Source organism: Trichlorobacter sp., assembly GCF_030247655.1.
GTDB lineage: Bacteria > Desulfobacterota > Desulfuromonadia > Geobacterales > Pseudopelobacteraceae > Trichlorobacter.
This window is the reverse complement of sequence record NZ_JAOTRZ010000065.1, coordinates 1-13,997: the sequence shown is the minus strand read 5'-3', so window position 1 is coordinate 13,997 and position 13,997 is coordinate 1. Positions and strand designations below refer to the sequence as shown.

Here is a 13,997-nt window from a genome sequence, read left to right as displayed (position 1 = left end):
CAGTGCCGTTCAGCCATATTCTACCATACTGAAGAACAAAGAGGTATGTCCGAGGCATCTCGTGAAGCTCTTGATCTTTCAGGACGCTATCAGCGTTCAGTGGTGACTGAGGTCGCCCCCACAACCACCTTCTGGCAGGCAGAGGAATACCATCAAAAGTACCACAAGAAAAACGGTGGAGGCTGCGGGTTTTAGTGCGTGTCCTTGGTGTTGATCCAGGCTCACGCATCACCGGTTATGGTCTGGTGGAACAGCAAGGCAGCCGACTGGTTCATCTTGACAATGGTGCCATCTTTACTGACAAGGCCACCGGTTTTCCTGATCGTCTGAAGTTGATTTTTGAAGGACTCAGCCGGGTAATCAGAGAGTTTTCACCTGATGTAGTGGCGGTGGAGGATGTCTACGTTTCCGAGAATGTCCGTGCGGCACTTAAATTAGGGCAGGCGCGGGGGGTAGCTATAGCGGCTGCTGTCCATGCCGGTCTGCCGGGTTTTGAATATACTGCTTCACAGGTCAAGCAGGCTGTGGTTGGGCAGGGCAGGGCAGGAAAGGATCAGGTGCAGAAGATGGTCAAGGCGTTGCTGGGGCTGCCTGAAATTGCCCAGGCTGATGCCTCGGATGCTGTCGCGGTTGCAATCTGCCATATCAATTCCTATAAGTTGCGGCAGCAGTCAGGCCCGGCCGTGGCGATATCACGTCGTTCCAGTTCCTGGAGGAACTATAAACCATGATTGCACTGTTAACCGGTCTGATTGCCTATAAATCACCGGACCATGTTATCTTAGATGTTCACGGGGTTGGCTATCGGGTCATGATTCCGTTCTCAACCTACTATGAGCTTCCCGAGGAAGGTACTGCCACACTGCATATTCATACCAGTGTGCGTGAGGATGCTATTCTGCTCTACGGCTTTCGTACCCGCACTGAAAAGTCCTTTTTTCAGCTCCTGATTTCGGTATCAGGTATCGGCCCCAAGCTGGCTCGGGATATCCTTTCCAATATCCAGCCGCCTCAGTTGGCTGCTGCTCTGCTGCAGGGCGATCTGCATAAGTTGTCGGCTATTCCTGGCGTTGGTAAAAAGACCGCTGAACGGCTGGTGCTGGAGTTAAAGGATAAAGCTGGCAAACTGGACACCGGCAGCCTCTCTGCTGCTGAAACAGTCGGGCGTTCGTTGCCAGAAAGTACTGTTCTGGATGATGTTTCTTCAGCACTTTTAAATCTTGGGTATAAGGATGTTCAGGTGAGAAAAGTGCTGGCTGAGCTGGATTGTGCTGGTAGGGCTTCTGTTGAAGAGGTGCTGAAACAGGCCTTGAAGATTTTGATGAAATAAAGCGGGGAAGCACTCCTGCCTCCCCGCTTGGTTTTTATTTGCTAATCGCAGGGTTGTTAATCTTGCAACATTGCGTTGACCCGTGCCCTGACTTTCATCCCTTCCTTTACCGAAGCGCCACCTTTTTCAAAGTAGCGGCCAGAGATGCTTCCATCTTCAATCTGCAGTTCTCCCATGCTGGCTAAAACCTGATTGTTGTCATCAACTACTTCAATGGCCTGTTGTTTCTTCGGTACCTTACGCAGCTTAGAGGTGTTGATCTGGACATAGGCTATTCTGCCATTTACCCGACTGATACTTCCCATCTCATAGCTTGGGTTGAAGCCCATGCCCAGCCGGTCAGCAGTTGCTCTGAAACCAACGGTGACAGCACGTTTGAAGAATTCCTGTTTCTTCTCAGCTGCCATGGACTCCCGTTTGGGGATCTTGGTATCCAGCTTGCGGTCATCGCTGTAGGATTTTACCAGCTCAATCTGTCCCTTGGTATTCATAAACTTGACATCAAGCCGTACTCTGGCCTTGAAGGTGACCAGCTTGCGGCTTGGATCCATGTTCATAGGGGATTCAAATGAGTTCAGGCTTTCTATACGCGGTTCAATGATATAGGTTTCCTGGTCCGAGGCGTTCATCAATACCTTGGTAAATCGCTTGGTGTTGGCAAGCTGGGCCTGGACATCATTCATCAGTTCATCGGTCATCTCCGATGGCAACTGGCGGTTGAATTTTGAACCAAGGTCCTGTTTCAGGCCGATTGAATCAAGGTTGACCGGTTCCAGTGCCATGGTCGTAACCTGCTGTGCCTCAGTGACATAGACCGTCTGTGGGGCAGTTGCGCAGCCAAAGGGCAGCAGAGCAACCAGACAGAACCCTGCATAACGAAGATAGCGATTCATGATATGCTCCTTGGTGTGATAATTTTCAGCGGCTTACTTCAGTTGCTCAAGTGCTGCCAGCTGGGTCATGTTGTCTGTGGTCGGGAACATGGCGGCAAGCAGTTCCATCTGTTTTGCTTCCTGATCACTGAATTCAACCGGTTCTCCGGCAAAGGCCAGTAACAGTTTTGGCTCAAGCTGTTGCATTGTTGCCTCAGCCAACTCAATTCTAACCAGAGCTTCTTTAGTCTTTTGCTCTGCAGCCGGGTCTTCATCCTTGATCTGATACTTGCCTTTAATCTGTTGGTACATGGTCTTGTAGACCGTGTACTGCAGGCCCAGGTTGTCTTTGTAGATCCCCAGCGAACTCAGAACCATTTTTATGCGTGGAAAAAGCATGGCGGCATTGTAGACGCCGCGTATTCTGCTGAATTCATTCTTGATATTTGGGTAGGCCCTGATGCCGTTGACAACGGCACAACCGATCTTGACCATGGAGGCCATGGAAAAGTCAGCGCCCGCCACAGAAGCCGAATAGACTTTGTTGGCCAGCTTGCCATAGGTTTTTTCCATGGTGGCCATATCTTCAGTCTTTTCTTTGAGGGCAGTAGTGATTGCGTCATCCTTCAGGGCCGGATCCTTGCAGGCTGCTTTCTTAATTTCTTCGGTGCTGTTTGAGCTGGCAGTGCGCAGGAAGGCATCGCACTGGGTGTAGCCATTGGCTGTCAGATTGATCTCTTCCTCAAGCTGCAACATCTCTTTTTTGTTATTTGCCACGACGCCATAGGCCATGAGCGGGTTGCGATAGACATATTCATGAACCGTATCCGGCTTCTTTCTTGGCCCAAGTTCCCGATAGTAGACATCTCGGGGCTGAGACTTGAAGAAGGCGGTGTCCTGCCTGCTAACATGCTTGTTCAGCAGCTTCTCACGTTCCTTGAGGAATATGTAGAGCGCGCTGGTGGGGCGTGGCCAGCCGGTGGCTGGATCGATTTCAGTGGCTAACGTAATCCCCTGGGATGAGGCAAAGGCTGATAGTCCCATCTTGAATAATGCACCACCGGAAGGAGCGCCGAAAAGGTCATTGGGCCAACTATCCTGTTCAGATAGCGGTGATTTAAGTAATACCCGATTCGAGAGCTTGATTGATATGGCCGCAGACTCAAATGAATCAAGCGCAGCCATAACCGTCGGGTTCATGGACTCAGCCCCACACTCAAGTGCAGACATACCGGTGGCACAACCGGATAGGCTGCTGGTCGCCAGTGCCAGCAAGGTGGCTAATAATAAGTATTTTATATGTTGCAGGTGCCTCATCGAAAAGCCTCCAAAGTGGTTTGTGTGGGGTGCTTACTTAAATACAACCTTGTTGCCCTGAATTTCAGGGTTCCAACGCTTCAGTTGGGCATCTTTTTCAAAATTGTCGATCAGCAGATCGACCAGATCACTGATTTTACCGGCATAGTAGAGGTCTACAACCATATCCCCTTTACCACGGTTTTTCTGACTGACATTTTTCAGCCCCTTGATCTCCTCGCCCAGCATCTTAAGCAGTTTGCGCTCAAGCTTGTAGTTGCCGGATGTGGGCATAACCACTTCAAAACGTGCACCGCGGCGTTCCTGGGTAAGTGTCTTGGTGTTGAGGGCGTTAACCACTTCACTGGCGAACTTTTTACCACCAGCAATGGCAGCCAGTCGTATAGCTGCTTTGGCTTCGTCCTTGGAGGCACGTGCTGCACCGTCAGGGTTGCCTTCCCACATCAGATCACGGCTGGCCAGGCTGACGGTCTTACCTGTCATCATGGCGCGGTAGACATAGGCAGAACCACTGGGGGCAACGCTGACATCCACCTTGCCCAGCACCAGCCATTCGCCTTTGTCTGCCAACTGGTCGGCAATCTTGTTCATATGCTTGACCATCTTGTTGTAGTCAGCTTCTTCAGTTAAGGCTTGTTGCACTGCTTCATCGTCAGAGTCAATCACGGTGTACTCGGCAGCAGTCAGACTGCGGCGTACCTCGGCCCGGACGTTGTCCAGGATCATCGGTGCATCACCGGTGTCCATCTTGCCGGGGATGATCATAACCACGATGCGGCGCTCTTCATTTTTGCCAGTAACGGCACCCTGGCGTTTCAGGTAAGCCCGTACTGCCTCTTCATTGATGGTGATTCTGATCTTGGCCTTCAGCTCCTTGCTGAACATGCCGCTAACGCTGCTTTCGAGGATTTCAAGATCTTTTATGTATTTTTCGTCGCCGGTCAGGTTCAGGGTTGAAGCCCGATCCGGGTAGACATCGCGTAAATAGTGTTCCAATGCTTGTTCCCGACCACGCTGTTCTGCTTTTTTACGGGCGGTGTATTCATCATCATCCACCTTGACGGTGACTATTTCAGTGTAGGTGCGTACTTCAGCAGCAGCCAGAATTGGCAGCAGTACCAGCCCCAGGGTAATCATAATCAACAGGATACGTTTCATTGGTAAAGCCTCCTATGGATAGTGTGATAGCGTTACTGGCGTTTCCAAGTGCTGCGAGCACCTTCTGAGCGGATTAATTTGAGCGTCCATCCCAGTTGTTTGCCGGTTTTGTTGATGGCACTCTTGACTGCCTCAGAGCTGCTACCGGACTTGATTTCCAAGGTAGTTTTGCCACCACCGGACTCCCGCTCACGAATATTTTCCATGCCGGGAATTGTCTTGAGGGCATCCTTGAAACTGGCCACGTCATCAATTTCAGCAACACCATCCAGGACGATAATAAATGTGCCGGCACCAGACTTTTCACGCTTCCAGCTCTTTTTTATTGAGTCAATCATGACGTTGGATATTTTGTGTCCCACATCTTTTGCAGAGCGGTACAGTGCCTCCTGCAGGGTGCCAGCGTGGGAGGATGATTCAACATCCTTACTGGCAACCACCCGTGAGGTGCTGGGATTGATCAGCTGAGCCCGCAGGAAGATCTTGGCCGCCCCGCCGGTGTAGTTCCAGTATCCCTGACGTCCAATACCGACAGTCTGATAATAGAGTACCAGATCAGCATGGTATTTAAGACCGTACAGAGCGGCTTTGTTGGTGTCGAGGTCCATCTCGTGGGTCTCGGCCACTTGCACAGAGAACTTCTGGGCAGAGGCCTTGTCAATCACATCAAAGCCTTTGTCGGCCAGTACCTCAACAATCGCCCCGTAGGAGTTGTCAAAAAATGCTTCCAGGTCAGCGCGGGTGTTGCCCAAAGTGGTCCCTTGGGGCAGGTTGGGGTTGTAAAGCACCATGATGCGGGGATTACCCATGGCATCCTGCATCAGCCCCAATGCGTTAATCTCGTTCTCAAGTGCCTTCAGATTTACGTCTGCGGTTAATTGCAGTTCGTACCCCGCGCCGGTGAACTCAGGTTCCCCTTTTTGTACCAGTCGGGCCAGTTTCCTGGTCTTGCCTTTCAGGGCGCCAGCGATTTTTTGCTTGTTCTTCTTGACGGTGTCCTCGTCAAGAATCTGTTTTACCGCCATATCAATGGCACTATTCAGGCCGCTTACCACTGCAGCATCTTCAGACATACCACGACCGGTTGCGGTAAACTGATCTGCACCGGCAAGGCTGCTTAGTGCCAGGAGGGCGGTCAGTGCAAGTATAATGATCCTTTTCATGATCTCCCCCTACTGCTTTTTCCAGGTGCTTCTGGCGCCTTCTGCGCGGATCTTTTTCATGCTCCAGCCCAGCTCCTTGGCAATGCGGATAACGTCGCGATCAAGCTGGTCACGCTTGCCTTTGTAGGTGGCTTCAAAGGTGGTCTTGCCACCACCGGACTCAACCTCTTTTGCGCCGGTTGCCAAGGGGAACTTTTCAAACATTTCCGTAAATTGAGCGATCTGTTCAGGGTCATCAACGCCATCAATGATGATGGTGTACATGGCGCCGTTCTGTTGCTGGTCCATCCAGTGTTTTTGCAGGACATCAATCATCGGATTGACAATCTTCTTGCCCCCTTCACGGGCGGCTTTTTCAAGGGCCTGCTCTACAGTCTGGCCCATGCCGGCCTGCTCAACCTTTTTGCTGGTAATAACCTGAGAGCGGGTATTGTCAATCAGTTGTGTCTTGACGTTTACCAGTACACTTTTGCCGATGGCGCCTTCACGGACCACACCACTGACATTGTAAAAGAGAGTGTATTCGGCGTGGAACTTGAGGCCATAGGCGGCTGCCTTATTAAGGTCCACATCAATTTCATGGGTTTCTGCCTGTTGCATGGAAAAACGCTCGGCAGAGGCCTTGTCAACCACCCGGAACTGTTTGTCGGTCAGGGATTCAACAATACCGTTATAGATCTCTTCAGTGAACTCTTTGTCCTTAAAGACCTTGTCCTTGGATTTGTTGCTGAAGGCCACCAGGATGCGTGGGTTACCCACCACAGCATTTTTGCGCAGGATGGTAAGGGCATCGATGTCGCCCTTGATCAGCTTGTTATCAACATTGGCGGTGATGGTGATAACAACACCATCCGCATTTTTTTCTTCCTTGATGATCTTGTAGCTGGTGACATATCCCTTGCTGTGGGAGAGGATCTTGTCATCAATCAGGGCAGAGTCAACGACAGTGGAGTCTGACTTGATAAAGGTGCCGACCCCTTGCTCAACGGCACGACGCATGGCTGTTGCCAATGCCACATCCTTTGCCGGGCCTTCTCCTGTGGCGGTTACTGTTGCAGCAAATGCTGCGCTTACGCTGATAAGCATCAAACCGAGTGCCAATACCAGAATTCGTTTCATACGTGTGTCCCTCCTATTTGATTTTCCAAGTGCTGCGGTTACCTTCTGATCTGATTTTCTGAAGCTGAATTTTCTGTTGGGAGGCAAGTTTGAGTAGCTCCCGTTCAATCTGGTCACGTCTTGTTTTGCATATGATTTCTAACGTAGCTTTGCCGCCTCCTGCTTCAACTTCTTTCACTGCAGCAACAAGTGTGCTTTTTTCCAGCAGCAGGACAAGACGTTCAGTCAGTGCTTCGCTCCCTTCAAATACCATGGTGACCGTGCGTCCTTCGTTACCGTTCTGGGTAACATGCTGTTCAAGTCCTTTGGATAATAGTTCTGTTAATTTTTTACCCGCGTTTCTGGCTGCCTTGTCAATGGCATCTTCAGTCGTATGCCCACCAGATGATGCCTCAGCCACCTTGGCGGAAATGATCCGCGCACCGGTGTTGTCAATAATTTTGGCACTGACCCTGACCAGAGCGCCGATCCCTTTTTCCGGGTCCTTTACAATGGTGGAAGTTTTGAAATGGATTGTGTATTCAGCCAAAAAGGTGAGACCATAGGATGCAGCCTTGTTCAGAACCGGGTCAATCTCATGGGTTGCCGCAATCTGTATGGCTGCCTTTTCCGCTGCTGCCCGATCAACGACCCGGTAGCCGCGGTCAGTCAGATATTCCACCATGCTGTCATAGATTCCAGCCTGTGCAGCCAGTTCTTTTTCTGAAGTGGTGCCACCTACGGCTCGAATCAGCAGCAAGCGCTCACCGTCGGCAGGTTTAGGTCCGGCTGCCGCGACTACTGCAGTAATCGTTAAAGAAAAGCAGAAAAGGGTTAATAAGATCAAACGCACAGTTTTGGTCCTTTGTTTAGAATAGCGGTCAGCATACCAGAAAATCTAGGCAGTGCAAATTACCAATCATCTGAAGAACCACCTCCGTCAAAGTCTCCGCCTCCGCCTGAGAAGCTGTCATCGCTGGATGATGATCCGCCTCCGCCGCCACCGTAGAAAATGGTTGGTCCACCCCAGCCCCCACCGTATCCGCCACCACCACCACCGGCATTAAAAAGCCGCATAAGCAGGCTGATCAAAAGTCCGGCTGCTCCACCCAGAAGTGCCAGGATGCCAAGTTTCCAGAGCACCGCCCCCAGTCCAATACCGGCAGCAACCGGCAGGCTGACACCACCAGCCAGCACACCGGCTGTACGTGAGGATGAACCAGCCACAGCAGTTATGACGATACCTGCCAGCAACAGCACAATAAAGAGGCCGTAGCCACTGCTCTTTTTCTTTCTAGTGGCTTTTTTATCTGTGGGTGTTGCCTTGAACTCACCCTTGGTGGCATCAATAATTGCACCAAGTCCGGCGCTGACTGCCTGATCCGGGTTTCCGGACCGAAGGCCTGGGGCAATCACATTGCGAATAATCTGACCGGCAGTTATATCAGGCAGGACACCCTGTAGCCCGGTGCCAACCTCAATTCTGATCTTGCGTTCCTTCTTGGCCAGAATCAAAATGACGCCGTTACTTTTATCCTTTTGACCGATCTTCCAGGCATCGGCTACCCGTATTGCAAAGCTCTCGATAACATCACCCTCCAGTGACGGAATCGTCAGTAGCACGACCTGATTGGTGGTTTCCCTCTCAAAGGCCGCCAGTTTTTGTTCAAGTGAACGGGCGGCTGTTGGTGACAACATCCCGGCATAATCATTGATTCTGCCTTTAAGAGGCGGAGCTTCAAGGGCAGCAGCAGTTTGCGTCAGGCTGGTAAGTAGTATGATGAACAGCAGTAGCAGTTTGTAGGCGTAAAAACGCATAAGGGCCTCGTGTGGAATCAGTTAAAATTTTACCTTGGGGACTGCCTTGGCACCTTCTTCAGCCTTAAACGGTTCCTTGCGCTTCAGGTGCAAAAGCATTGAGTTGGTCATACTGTTGGGAAAGGTTCGGATACTGGTGTTAAATACCTGGACAGATTTGTTGTAGCGCTCCCGTGCTACATTAATTCTGTTTTCAGTCCCCTCCAGCTGTTTCTGCAGGTCAAGGAAGTTCTGGTTTGCCTTGAGGTCCGGATATTTCTCTACCACTACCATTAGTCGTGAAAGTGCAGAGGAAAGTTCACCCTGATTCTGCTGGAATTTGGTCAGGGCAGCAGGGTCGTTGATGACTTCTTTACTCAGCTGCATGCTGCCCACTTTTGCCCTGGCCTCGGTAACCGCCTTGAGCGTGTCTGCCTCATGCTTGGCATAGCCCTTTACCACCTCGACCAGATTGGGAATCAGGTCGTTGCGGCGCTGGTAGGAGGATTCTACGTTGCCCCAGGCAGCGATGACTGCTTCTTCATTGGCCTGCATGGTGTTGTAACCACAGCCTGAAAGCATAGAGATAAGTACCAGACCAAGCAGATGCATTGAAATCCGTTTCATACAGGTGCCTCCTCGTTGTGTGTGTTGTCATTGCCGGAAAACTTTATCTTCATCGCTGTTAACAGCAGGTTGCAGACCAATGGTGTGATGTTGGCCAAGATTAAAGGTGTATCACCAATAAGCATACCGTAGATCAGCCACAATGCAACTCCGAACGATAACAGCAGTGGCTGCCATATGGAAAGGTCGTGTGCATGGCGACTGCGCCATGTTTTTACAACCTGCGGCAGGGAAGCAATGCTGGTGAGTAACCCGGCAATCAGGCCGATGAAGGTAGGTGTCATGGTGTCTTTTTGCGGTCGCTGAAGTTTCCCGCAGCCCAGTCAATCTGTGATAGCATGCCGCGCAGGATGGCCACCTCACGGCTGTCAAGTCCCGACCTGAAGAAAATTCGGCGCAGTGAGCGCATGATATGGTCAGGATTTTGGGGATTCAGGTGTCCAATTCGCAGTAGGGTGCTTTCCAGGTGGGAAAAAAGAGGTTCCAATTCGCCGGATGGTGCCACGGTTCGCTGTGCAGTGTCTTCTGTTACTGCAGAAGCAGCGCCAAACAGCTCATAACAGAAGATAAGGGCTGCCTGAAAGAGGTTGAGGGAGCCATATTCTGAGCTTGAGGGGATGGTTGCCTGTAGGGTGCAGAGAGAAAGATCTGTTGTTGAAAGTCCGTGGTCTTCCCGCCCAAAAACCAACGCTGCAGAACCAGGTGCCTGTAGTAGTGCCTGGGCTGCTTGGGGAGGGCTGAGTAGATCTTGGCGGTATTTCCCGCTACGGCGCGTTGTTGCTATGGAAACGCTGATATCTGCCAAGGCTTCGGGCAGGCTGTTAAACAGCTCGGCTTGCTCCAGCAGATCCTTGGCAGAGACGGCAAATTTGAACGCTTCGGGATGCAGGTGGTCGCAGCCAGCTACCAGACGCAAACGGGAAAGCCCCATGTTTTTCATGGCACGGCAAACCATGCCGATGTTGCCGGGAAACTGGGGTTCAACCAAAATAACGGTACATTTTGAAAGAGACAGTTGCATCTATATACCTAGACTGAAAGGCGTCCGGCTATCTCGGAACGCATAAGATCAATCATTTCTTCAATTTTTGCATCAGGATCGATGTCAGATGACTGTGCTGTCATTGCAGCAAGGAAGGCAGTGACCTTTTGGCTGTCAAGCAAGGCGGTTTTACCTCCCACCAGATCAATCAGGTTGTCCACCAGATCGGATCCCTGACGCCCTAGATAGGCCTTGGCTATTTCCTGTAGGTCGTCAACGAGCTCAAGCAGTTGAGCTTCATGGTCTGCGCTGTTTTGAACTTGCTCAGGTTCCGGGGCAGGAGCGTTAACAGCTGTGGGTACTGGTTTGGGTTCCGGTTCTGCTTTTGGTGCTGTTTGAGGTTGGCTGGCAGCATGTCGGCTGACGGAAGCCTGCCAGAGTCGATCAATATTGAGTGTTTCAAGAAAGTTATGGTGTAGCAATTCATCAGCAGACGGAGTACTGCGGATTTCGATACGAGCCCCAGGTAGAGCAGCAACTCGCTGCGATTCCGCTGGAGATGTTTCTATCTGTTGTGCCGCATCGTGGTAAAAACCGATTGGTGCTCCATCCTTGTAAAAGATCATGGCACTGCGCTCAGCTGTTGAAAATAAAGCAGTGCCATTAGCATTTGAAGTTTCATCTGGGCAAAAACGACTTTAAGATCAATAGTACTGACCTGCTCAGGTTTGAGTATAACTGTGCCATGGAGCAGGGCCTGGGTGCATACTGCAAGATCGACGGTCATGCGGTAGACGTTGATGGCACCACCCTCGAGAAGGGCATGGGTAAACAGGCTGGTAAATGCCTCAAAACCGCTTTTACGTTTATTTCCCTCCAGCATCAGGGCACTGATCAGGGCACCCTTAATAAAAATAAAGTAGCCTTCCGAGCTGTTTGAGCCGTAGCCAAGATAGCCGGTAAAACCACCCGCTCCCATTTTTTTCATGGCGTCCGGCAGATTGATCTTTTGAACTAACAGGTTTTCGTAAAGTGGATTTGAGCGCGGCAAGATCAGCATTGGTACTCTCTCGCTTCATCAATTGTAATGGAGTGTCGTAAAGCGTCTTTAATAGGTACTGTATTTGGCGGTCGCTGTCAAAGGATTATCGGAATGTTGATTTTGGCGTAACTGTTTGTAAAATTAGCGATGTACGGCTTGACAGTGGGTAAGGTATACACTATGTTTACATAATTATGGTTATTCTATACGGATTGTTGCTTTGAGGTATATTCGTTGAGTAAAAAAGATAAACTGCTTACTGATGCCCAGAAAATGCTGCAGAAAGGTCAGACTGATAAGGCTATTTCCTGTTTTCAGGATGCGTTGTCGGTGGATCCCGGTGATCTGCGGGTCAGGCAACGTCTTGCTGAGTTGCTCGCCAAATCCAAGCGTATTGATGATGCTCGTAAAGAACTTGAAACCATTGGTAGAAATCTGACGGCAAACGGCTTTTATCTGAAGGCGATTGCTGTGTATAAACAGATTGAAAAACTGTTTCCTGATGATATTGGCGTTGCACTTACGTTGGCGTCACTGAATGAGAAGCATGGCCTCTCTGCCAATGCGCTTGCCGAATACAAGCGGGCTTACGATCACTATGAGACTTTGCAGAATTATACCGAGGCGCTGAAGGCCCTTGAGGCGATGCAGCGGATTGATGCCAATAATCCAAACATAAAATTGAAATACGCTGAGGTGCTGTTTCAGCAAGGTAAACTGGAAGAGTCACAGGATGCATTCAGGGCGCTGGGGCTGCTGTTGGTAGAACGTCGCGATGATGCTACTTTTGGCCGTCTCGCAGAACGGATCTCCCAGCTTTTTCCTGAGCAGTCTGACTTTACCTGTTCTGTGATCGAACAAAAAATTAATGACGGCAGCGCAGAACAGGCAGCAGCCCTGCTTCAAAACCTGATTAAAGCCGATCCTCAGCGGTTGCCGGCCTGGCGTCTGCTGGTGCTGGCCTACCGTGTGCTTGGTAATAGCAGTCGTCTTAAAACGGTCTGCCAGCATTATATCAAGTTTTTTCCCTCTGAATTATTTCCCCGTGAACAATTGATCCGTTGTCTGCTTGAGGAGCAGGATTCAGCTGCGGCCTTAGTGCTGTTGGATGAAAGTGAACAGCTTTTTCTGGCAGGCGGTGCAGCAGGAACGCTACGAGAGTTCTATTTGACGCTGAATGATCTGGTCCCGATCAATATCCGCATCCTGAAGGGGTGCGCACGGGTCTGTGAAGCGGCAGGCAACAGTGAAGAGGCGGCTTCATTTGCAGCTAAAATCGGCTCGCTTGCCGGACTGGGAGGTCAGGCTGCCGTTGCTGTCCAAAGTGTAATGCCTGAACCGGTCTCAGATGAACCGCAGTCGGAGCCTGAAATAGAGCTTGAACCACTAGTGCCCGGTCTTTCTGAAGAGGTTGTCGTCGAACCCCTTTCTGAAACCGGGCCACGCGAATTGGATGTCAGCGATTTTGTTGATACCAGTGTTTCACAGGATACTGATTTCTATGAGATTGAGGTTGAGCTTGACGATGATCTTGGCGGCTCTGCACCGGCACCTGCGGATACCTGGTTTGAAACGGTTAATGATATCTTTGATACTATAAAGACCCAGCCAGGTAAGGTCCGTTTTGGTGAAGGGATGGATAACGGAGATGCTCAGTCTCAGTATGACCTGGGGTTGGCGTTTTATGAAATGGGTCTGTATGACGAGGCGATTAACGCCTTGCGCCAGGCGGCAGAAGATCCGGAGCGTCGGGTGAGTTGCCTGATTTTGCAGGGCGCTTGTCTGCGTGATAAGGGAGAGTTGCAACTTGCTGAAAGTGCTTTGCGCGCATTGCTTGCTTCGCCAGCACTAACCCCGGAGGATAGCTGCGCCTTGAAGTATGAACTGGCATTGACCTATACCGCTTTAGGCAAGAGTGAAGAGGCCTGGATGTTGTTGGGAGAGGTGGAACAGCTTGATCCAGCCTATCGTGATGTTTCTGCCCGGTTGCATGATGCTTCTGAAGGGAAAACAGTTGGTGGGCTTGATTTTAGTGAGGATGAGTTGCTGGATTTTGAGTTGAAGTAGACCCTGTAACAGCATTCGGGATCCTGTTCTCGTTTGTTTTTGTTGGCACTAAAAAGCCCTGCCACGGAGTTGTGACAGGGCTTTTTAGTGCCAATTTATGACGATTTTGTCAGGAATCGGCTGTCTTGCTTTGATTGCGGTTGACTGCTGTTTTCCATACATTGGTAACATTGATGATATCCAGAAGGTCGTGAGCCATCAGTTCATCGGCACTAACCGTGCTATACATGTCAAGCTTGGCTGCAGGATCCTGAGTAAGTTGTTGGGAGTCCCCGGGTGATATTTCGATTTCCTGAGAACCGTCATGAAAAAAGCCCAGTGGATTGCCTTCCTTGTAAAAGATCATGGCAGAGCGTTCCTGGGTATAAATGCGCAGACAGCAGTTCATCTGCTCGTTCTTTACCCGGTCAAGCAATGCCTTGATATCAATCAGCGAGAGGTCTTGGGCGCGATACCGTGCCTCTCCCTGCAGAAGTGCGTGAATACACATGGTCAGATCGCTGGAGAGCCGGTAGACATTCAGTGTGCTGTTACTGCTTTCCAG

The 13,997-nt window shown here is 50.5% G+C and carries 16 protein-coding genes and 1 pseudogene; 4 read left to right on the top strand and 13 right to left on the bottom strand.

Going from position 1 to position 13,997, the window contains the following annotated elements; translation table 11 throughout:
* The 3 genes from OEL57_RS07875 to ruvA all read left to right on the top strand — a co-directional run.
* Positions 1-195 (top strand): peptide-methionine (S)-S-oxide reductase (locus OEL57_RS07875; RefSeq protein WP_300739372.1); only part of this gene is annotated, 195 nt, incomplete at its 5' end.
* The gene (gene ruvC, locus OEL57_RS07870; RefSeq protein WP_300739370.1) at positions 195-731 is read left to right on the top strand and encodes a crossover junction endodeoxyribonuclease RuvC; all 537 of its coding nucleotides are present in this window, start codon (positions 195-197) and stop codon (positions 729-731) included. The genes OEL57_RS07875 and ruvC, both read left to right, overlap by 1 nt.
* On the top strand, positions 728-1,330 hold the full coding sequence (ruvA, locus tag OEL57_RS07865) for a Holliday junction branch migration protein RuvA (RefSeq protein ID WP_300739368.1): 603 nt from the start codon (positions 728-730) through the stop codon (positions 1,328-1,330). The genes ruvC and ruvA overlap by 4 nt, the downstream gene beginning before the upstream one ends.
* A 56-nt stretch (positions 1,331-1,386) precedes the next feature.
* Here ruvA and OEL57_RS07860 read toward each other — a convergent pair whose 3' ends face one another.
* The 12 genes from OEL57_RS07860 to OEL57_RS07805 are packed head-to-tail and all read right to left on the bottom strand — an operon-like array spanning position 1,387 to position 11,404.
* A complete protein-coding gene (locus tag OEL57_RS07860) occupies positions 1,387-2,223 on the bottom strand; it encodes a hypothetical protein (protein WP_300739366.1) in 837 nt (278 codons plus the stop codon).
* Between the two features lie 33 nt (positions 2,224-2,256).
* Entirely contained in the window at positions 2,257-3,519 is a 1,263-nt protein-coding gene (locus tag OEL57_RS07855; protein WP_300739364.1) for a hypothetical protein, read from the bottom strand.
* 33 nt (positions 3,520-3,552) lie between these two features.
* Entirely contained in the window at positions 3,553-4,677 is a 1,125-nt protein-coding gene (locus tag OEL57_RS07850) for a hypothetical protein (protein ID WP_300739362.1), read from the bottom strand.
* Between the two features lie 32 nt (positions 4,678-4,709).
* Positions 4,710-5,840, bottom strand: a complete 1,131-nt coding sequence (locus tag OEL57_RS07845) for a hypothetical protein (RefSeq protein WP_300739360.1) — start codon at positions 5,838-5,840, stop codon at positions 4,710-4,712.
* 9 nt (positions 5,841-5,849) lie between these two features.
* Complete coding sequence (locus tag OEL57_RS07840; RefSeq protein WP_300739357.1) at positions 5,850-6,959, bottom strand: hypothetical protein; 1,110 nt, start codon at positions 6,957-6,959, stop codon at positions 5,850-5,852.
* A gap of 13 nt (positions 6,960-6,972) precedes the next feature.
* Positions 6,973-7,791 carry a hypothetical protein gene (locus tag OEL57_RS07835; protein WP_300739355.1) on the bottom strand — a complete coding sequence of 273 codons (819 nt, stop codon included), beginning with the start codon at positions 7,789-7,791 and terminating at the stop codon, positions 6,973-6,975.
* Positions 7,792-7,850: 59 nt separating this feature from the next.
* On the bottom strand, positions 7,851-8,756 hold the full coding sequence (locus OEL57_RS07830; RefSeq protein ID WP_300739353.1) for a TPM domain-containing protein: 906 nt from the start codon (positions 8,754-8,756) through the stop codon (positions 7,851-7,853).
* A gap of 21 nt (positions 8,757-8,777) precedes the next feature.
* Positions 8,778-9,362: a LemA family protein gene (locus OEL57_RS07825; RefSeq protein WP_300739351.1), complete on the bottom strand. Its 585-nt coding sequence runs from the start codon at positions 9,360-9,362 to the stop codon at positions 8,778-8,780.
* Positions 9,359-9,646, bottom strand: a complete 288-nt coding sequence (locus tag OEL57_RS07820; RefSeq protein WP_300739348.1) for a SemiSWEET family sugar transporter — start codon at positions 9,644-9,646, stop codon at positions 9,359-9,361. Before OEL57_RS07820 ends, OEL57_RS07825 begins: the two co-directional genes overlap by 4 nt.
* The gene (locus OEL57_RS07815; RefSeq protein ID WP_300739345.1) at positions 9,643-10,383 is read right to left on the bottom strand and encodes an RNA methyltransferase; all 741 of its coding nucleotides are present in this window, start codon (positions 10,381-10,383) and stop codon (positions 9,643-9,645) included. The genes OEL57_RS07820 and OEL57_RS07815 overlap by 4 nt, the downstream gene beginning before the upstream one ends.
* 8 nt (positions 10,384-10,391) lie before the next feature.
* A complete protein-coding gene (locus tag OEL57_RS07810) occupies positions 10,392-10,970 on the bottom strand; it encodes a hypothetical protein (protein WP_300739342.1) in 579 nt (192 codons plus the stop codon).
* Positions 10,967-11,404, bottom strand: a complete 438-nt coding sequence (locus OEL57_RS07805; RefSeq protein WP_300739339.1) for a hypothetical protein — start codon at positions 11,402-11,404, stop codon at positions 10,967-10,969. The genes OEL57_RS07810 and OEL57_RS07805 overlap by 4 nt, the downstream gene beginning before the upstream one ends.
* A 216-nt stretch (positions 11,405-11,620) precedes the next feature.
* On the opposite strand from OEL57_RS07805, the gene OEL57_RS07800 reads away from it, so the two are divergent.
* On the top strand, positions 11,621-13,453 hold the full coding sequence (locus OEL57_RS07800; protein ID WP_300739336.1) for a tetratricopeptide repeat protein: 1,833 nt from the start codon (positions 11,621-11,623) through the stop codon (positions 13,451-13,453).
* Between the two features lie 109 nt (positions 13,454-13,562).
* Here OEL57_RS07800 and OEL57_RS07795 read toward each other — a convergent pair.
* Positions 13,563-13,997: pseudogene (locus OEL57_RS07795) on the bottom strand (GTPase-activating protein); the annotation flags it as partial.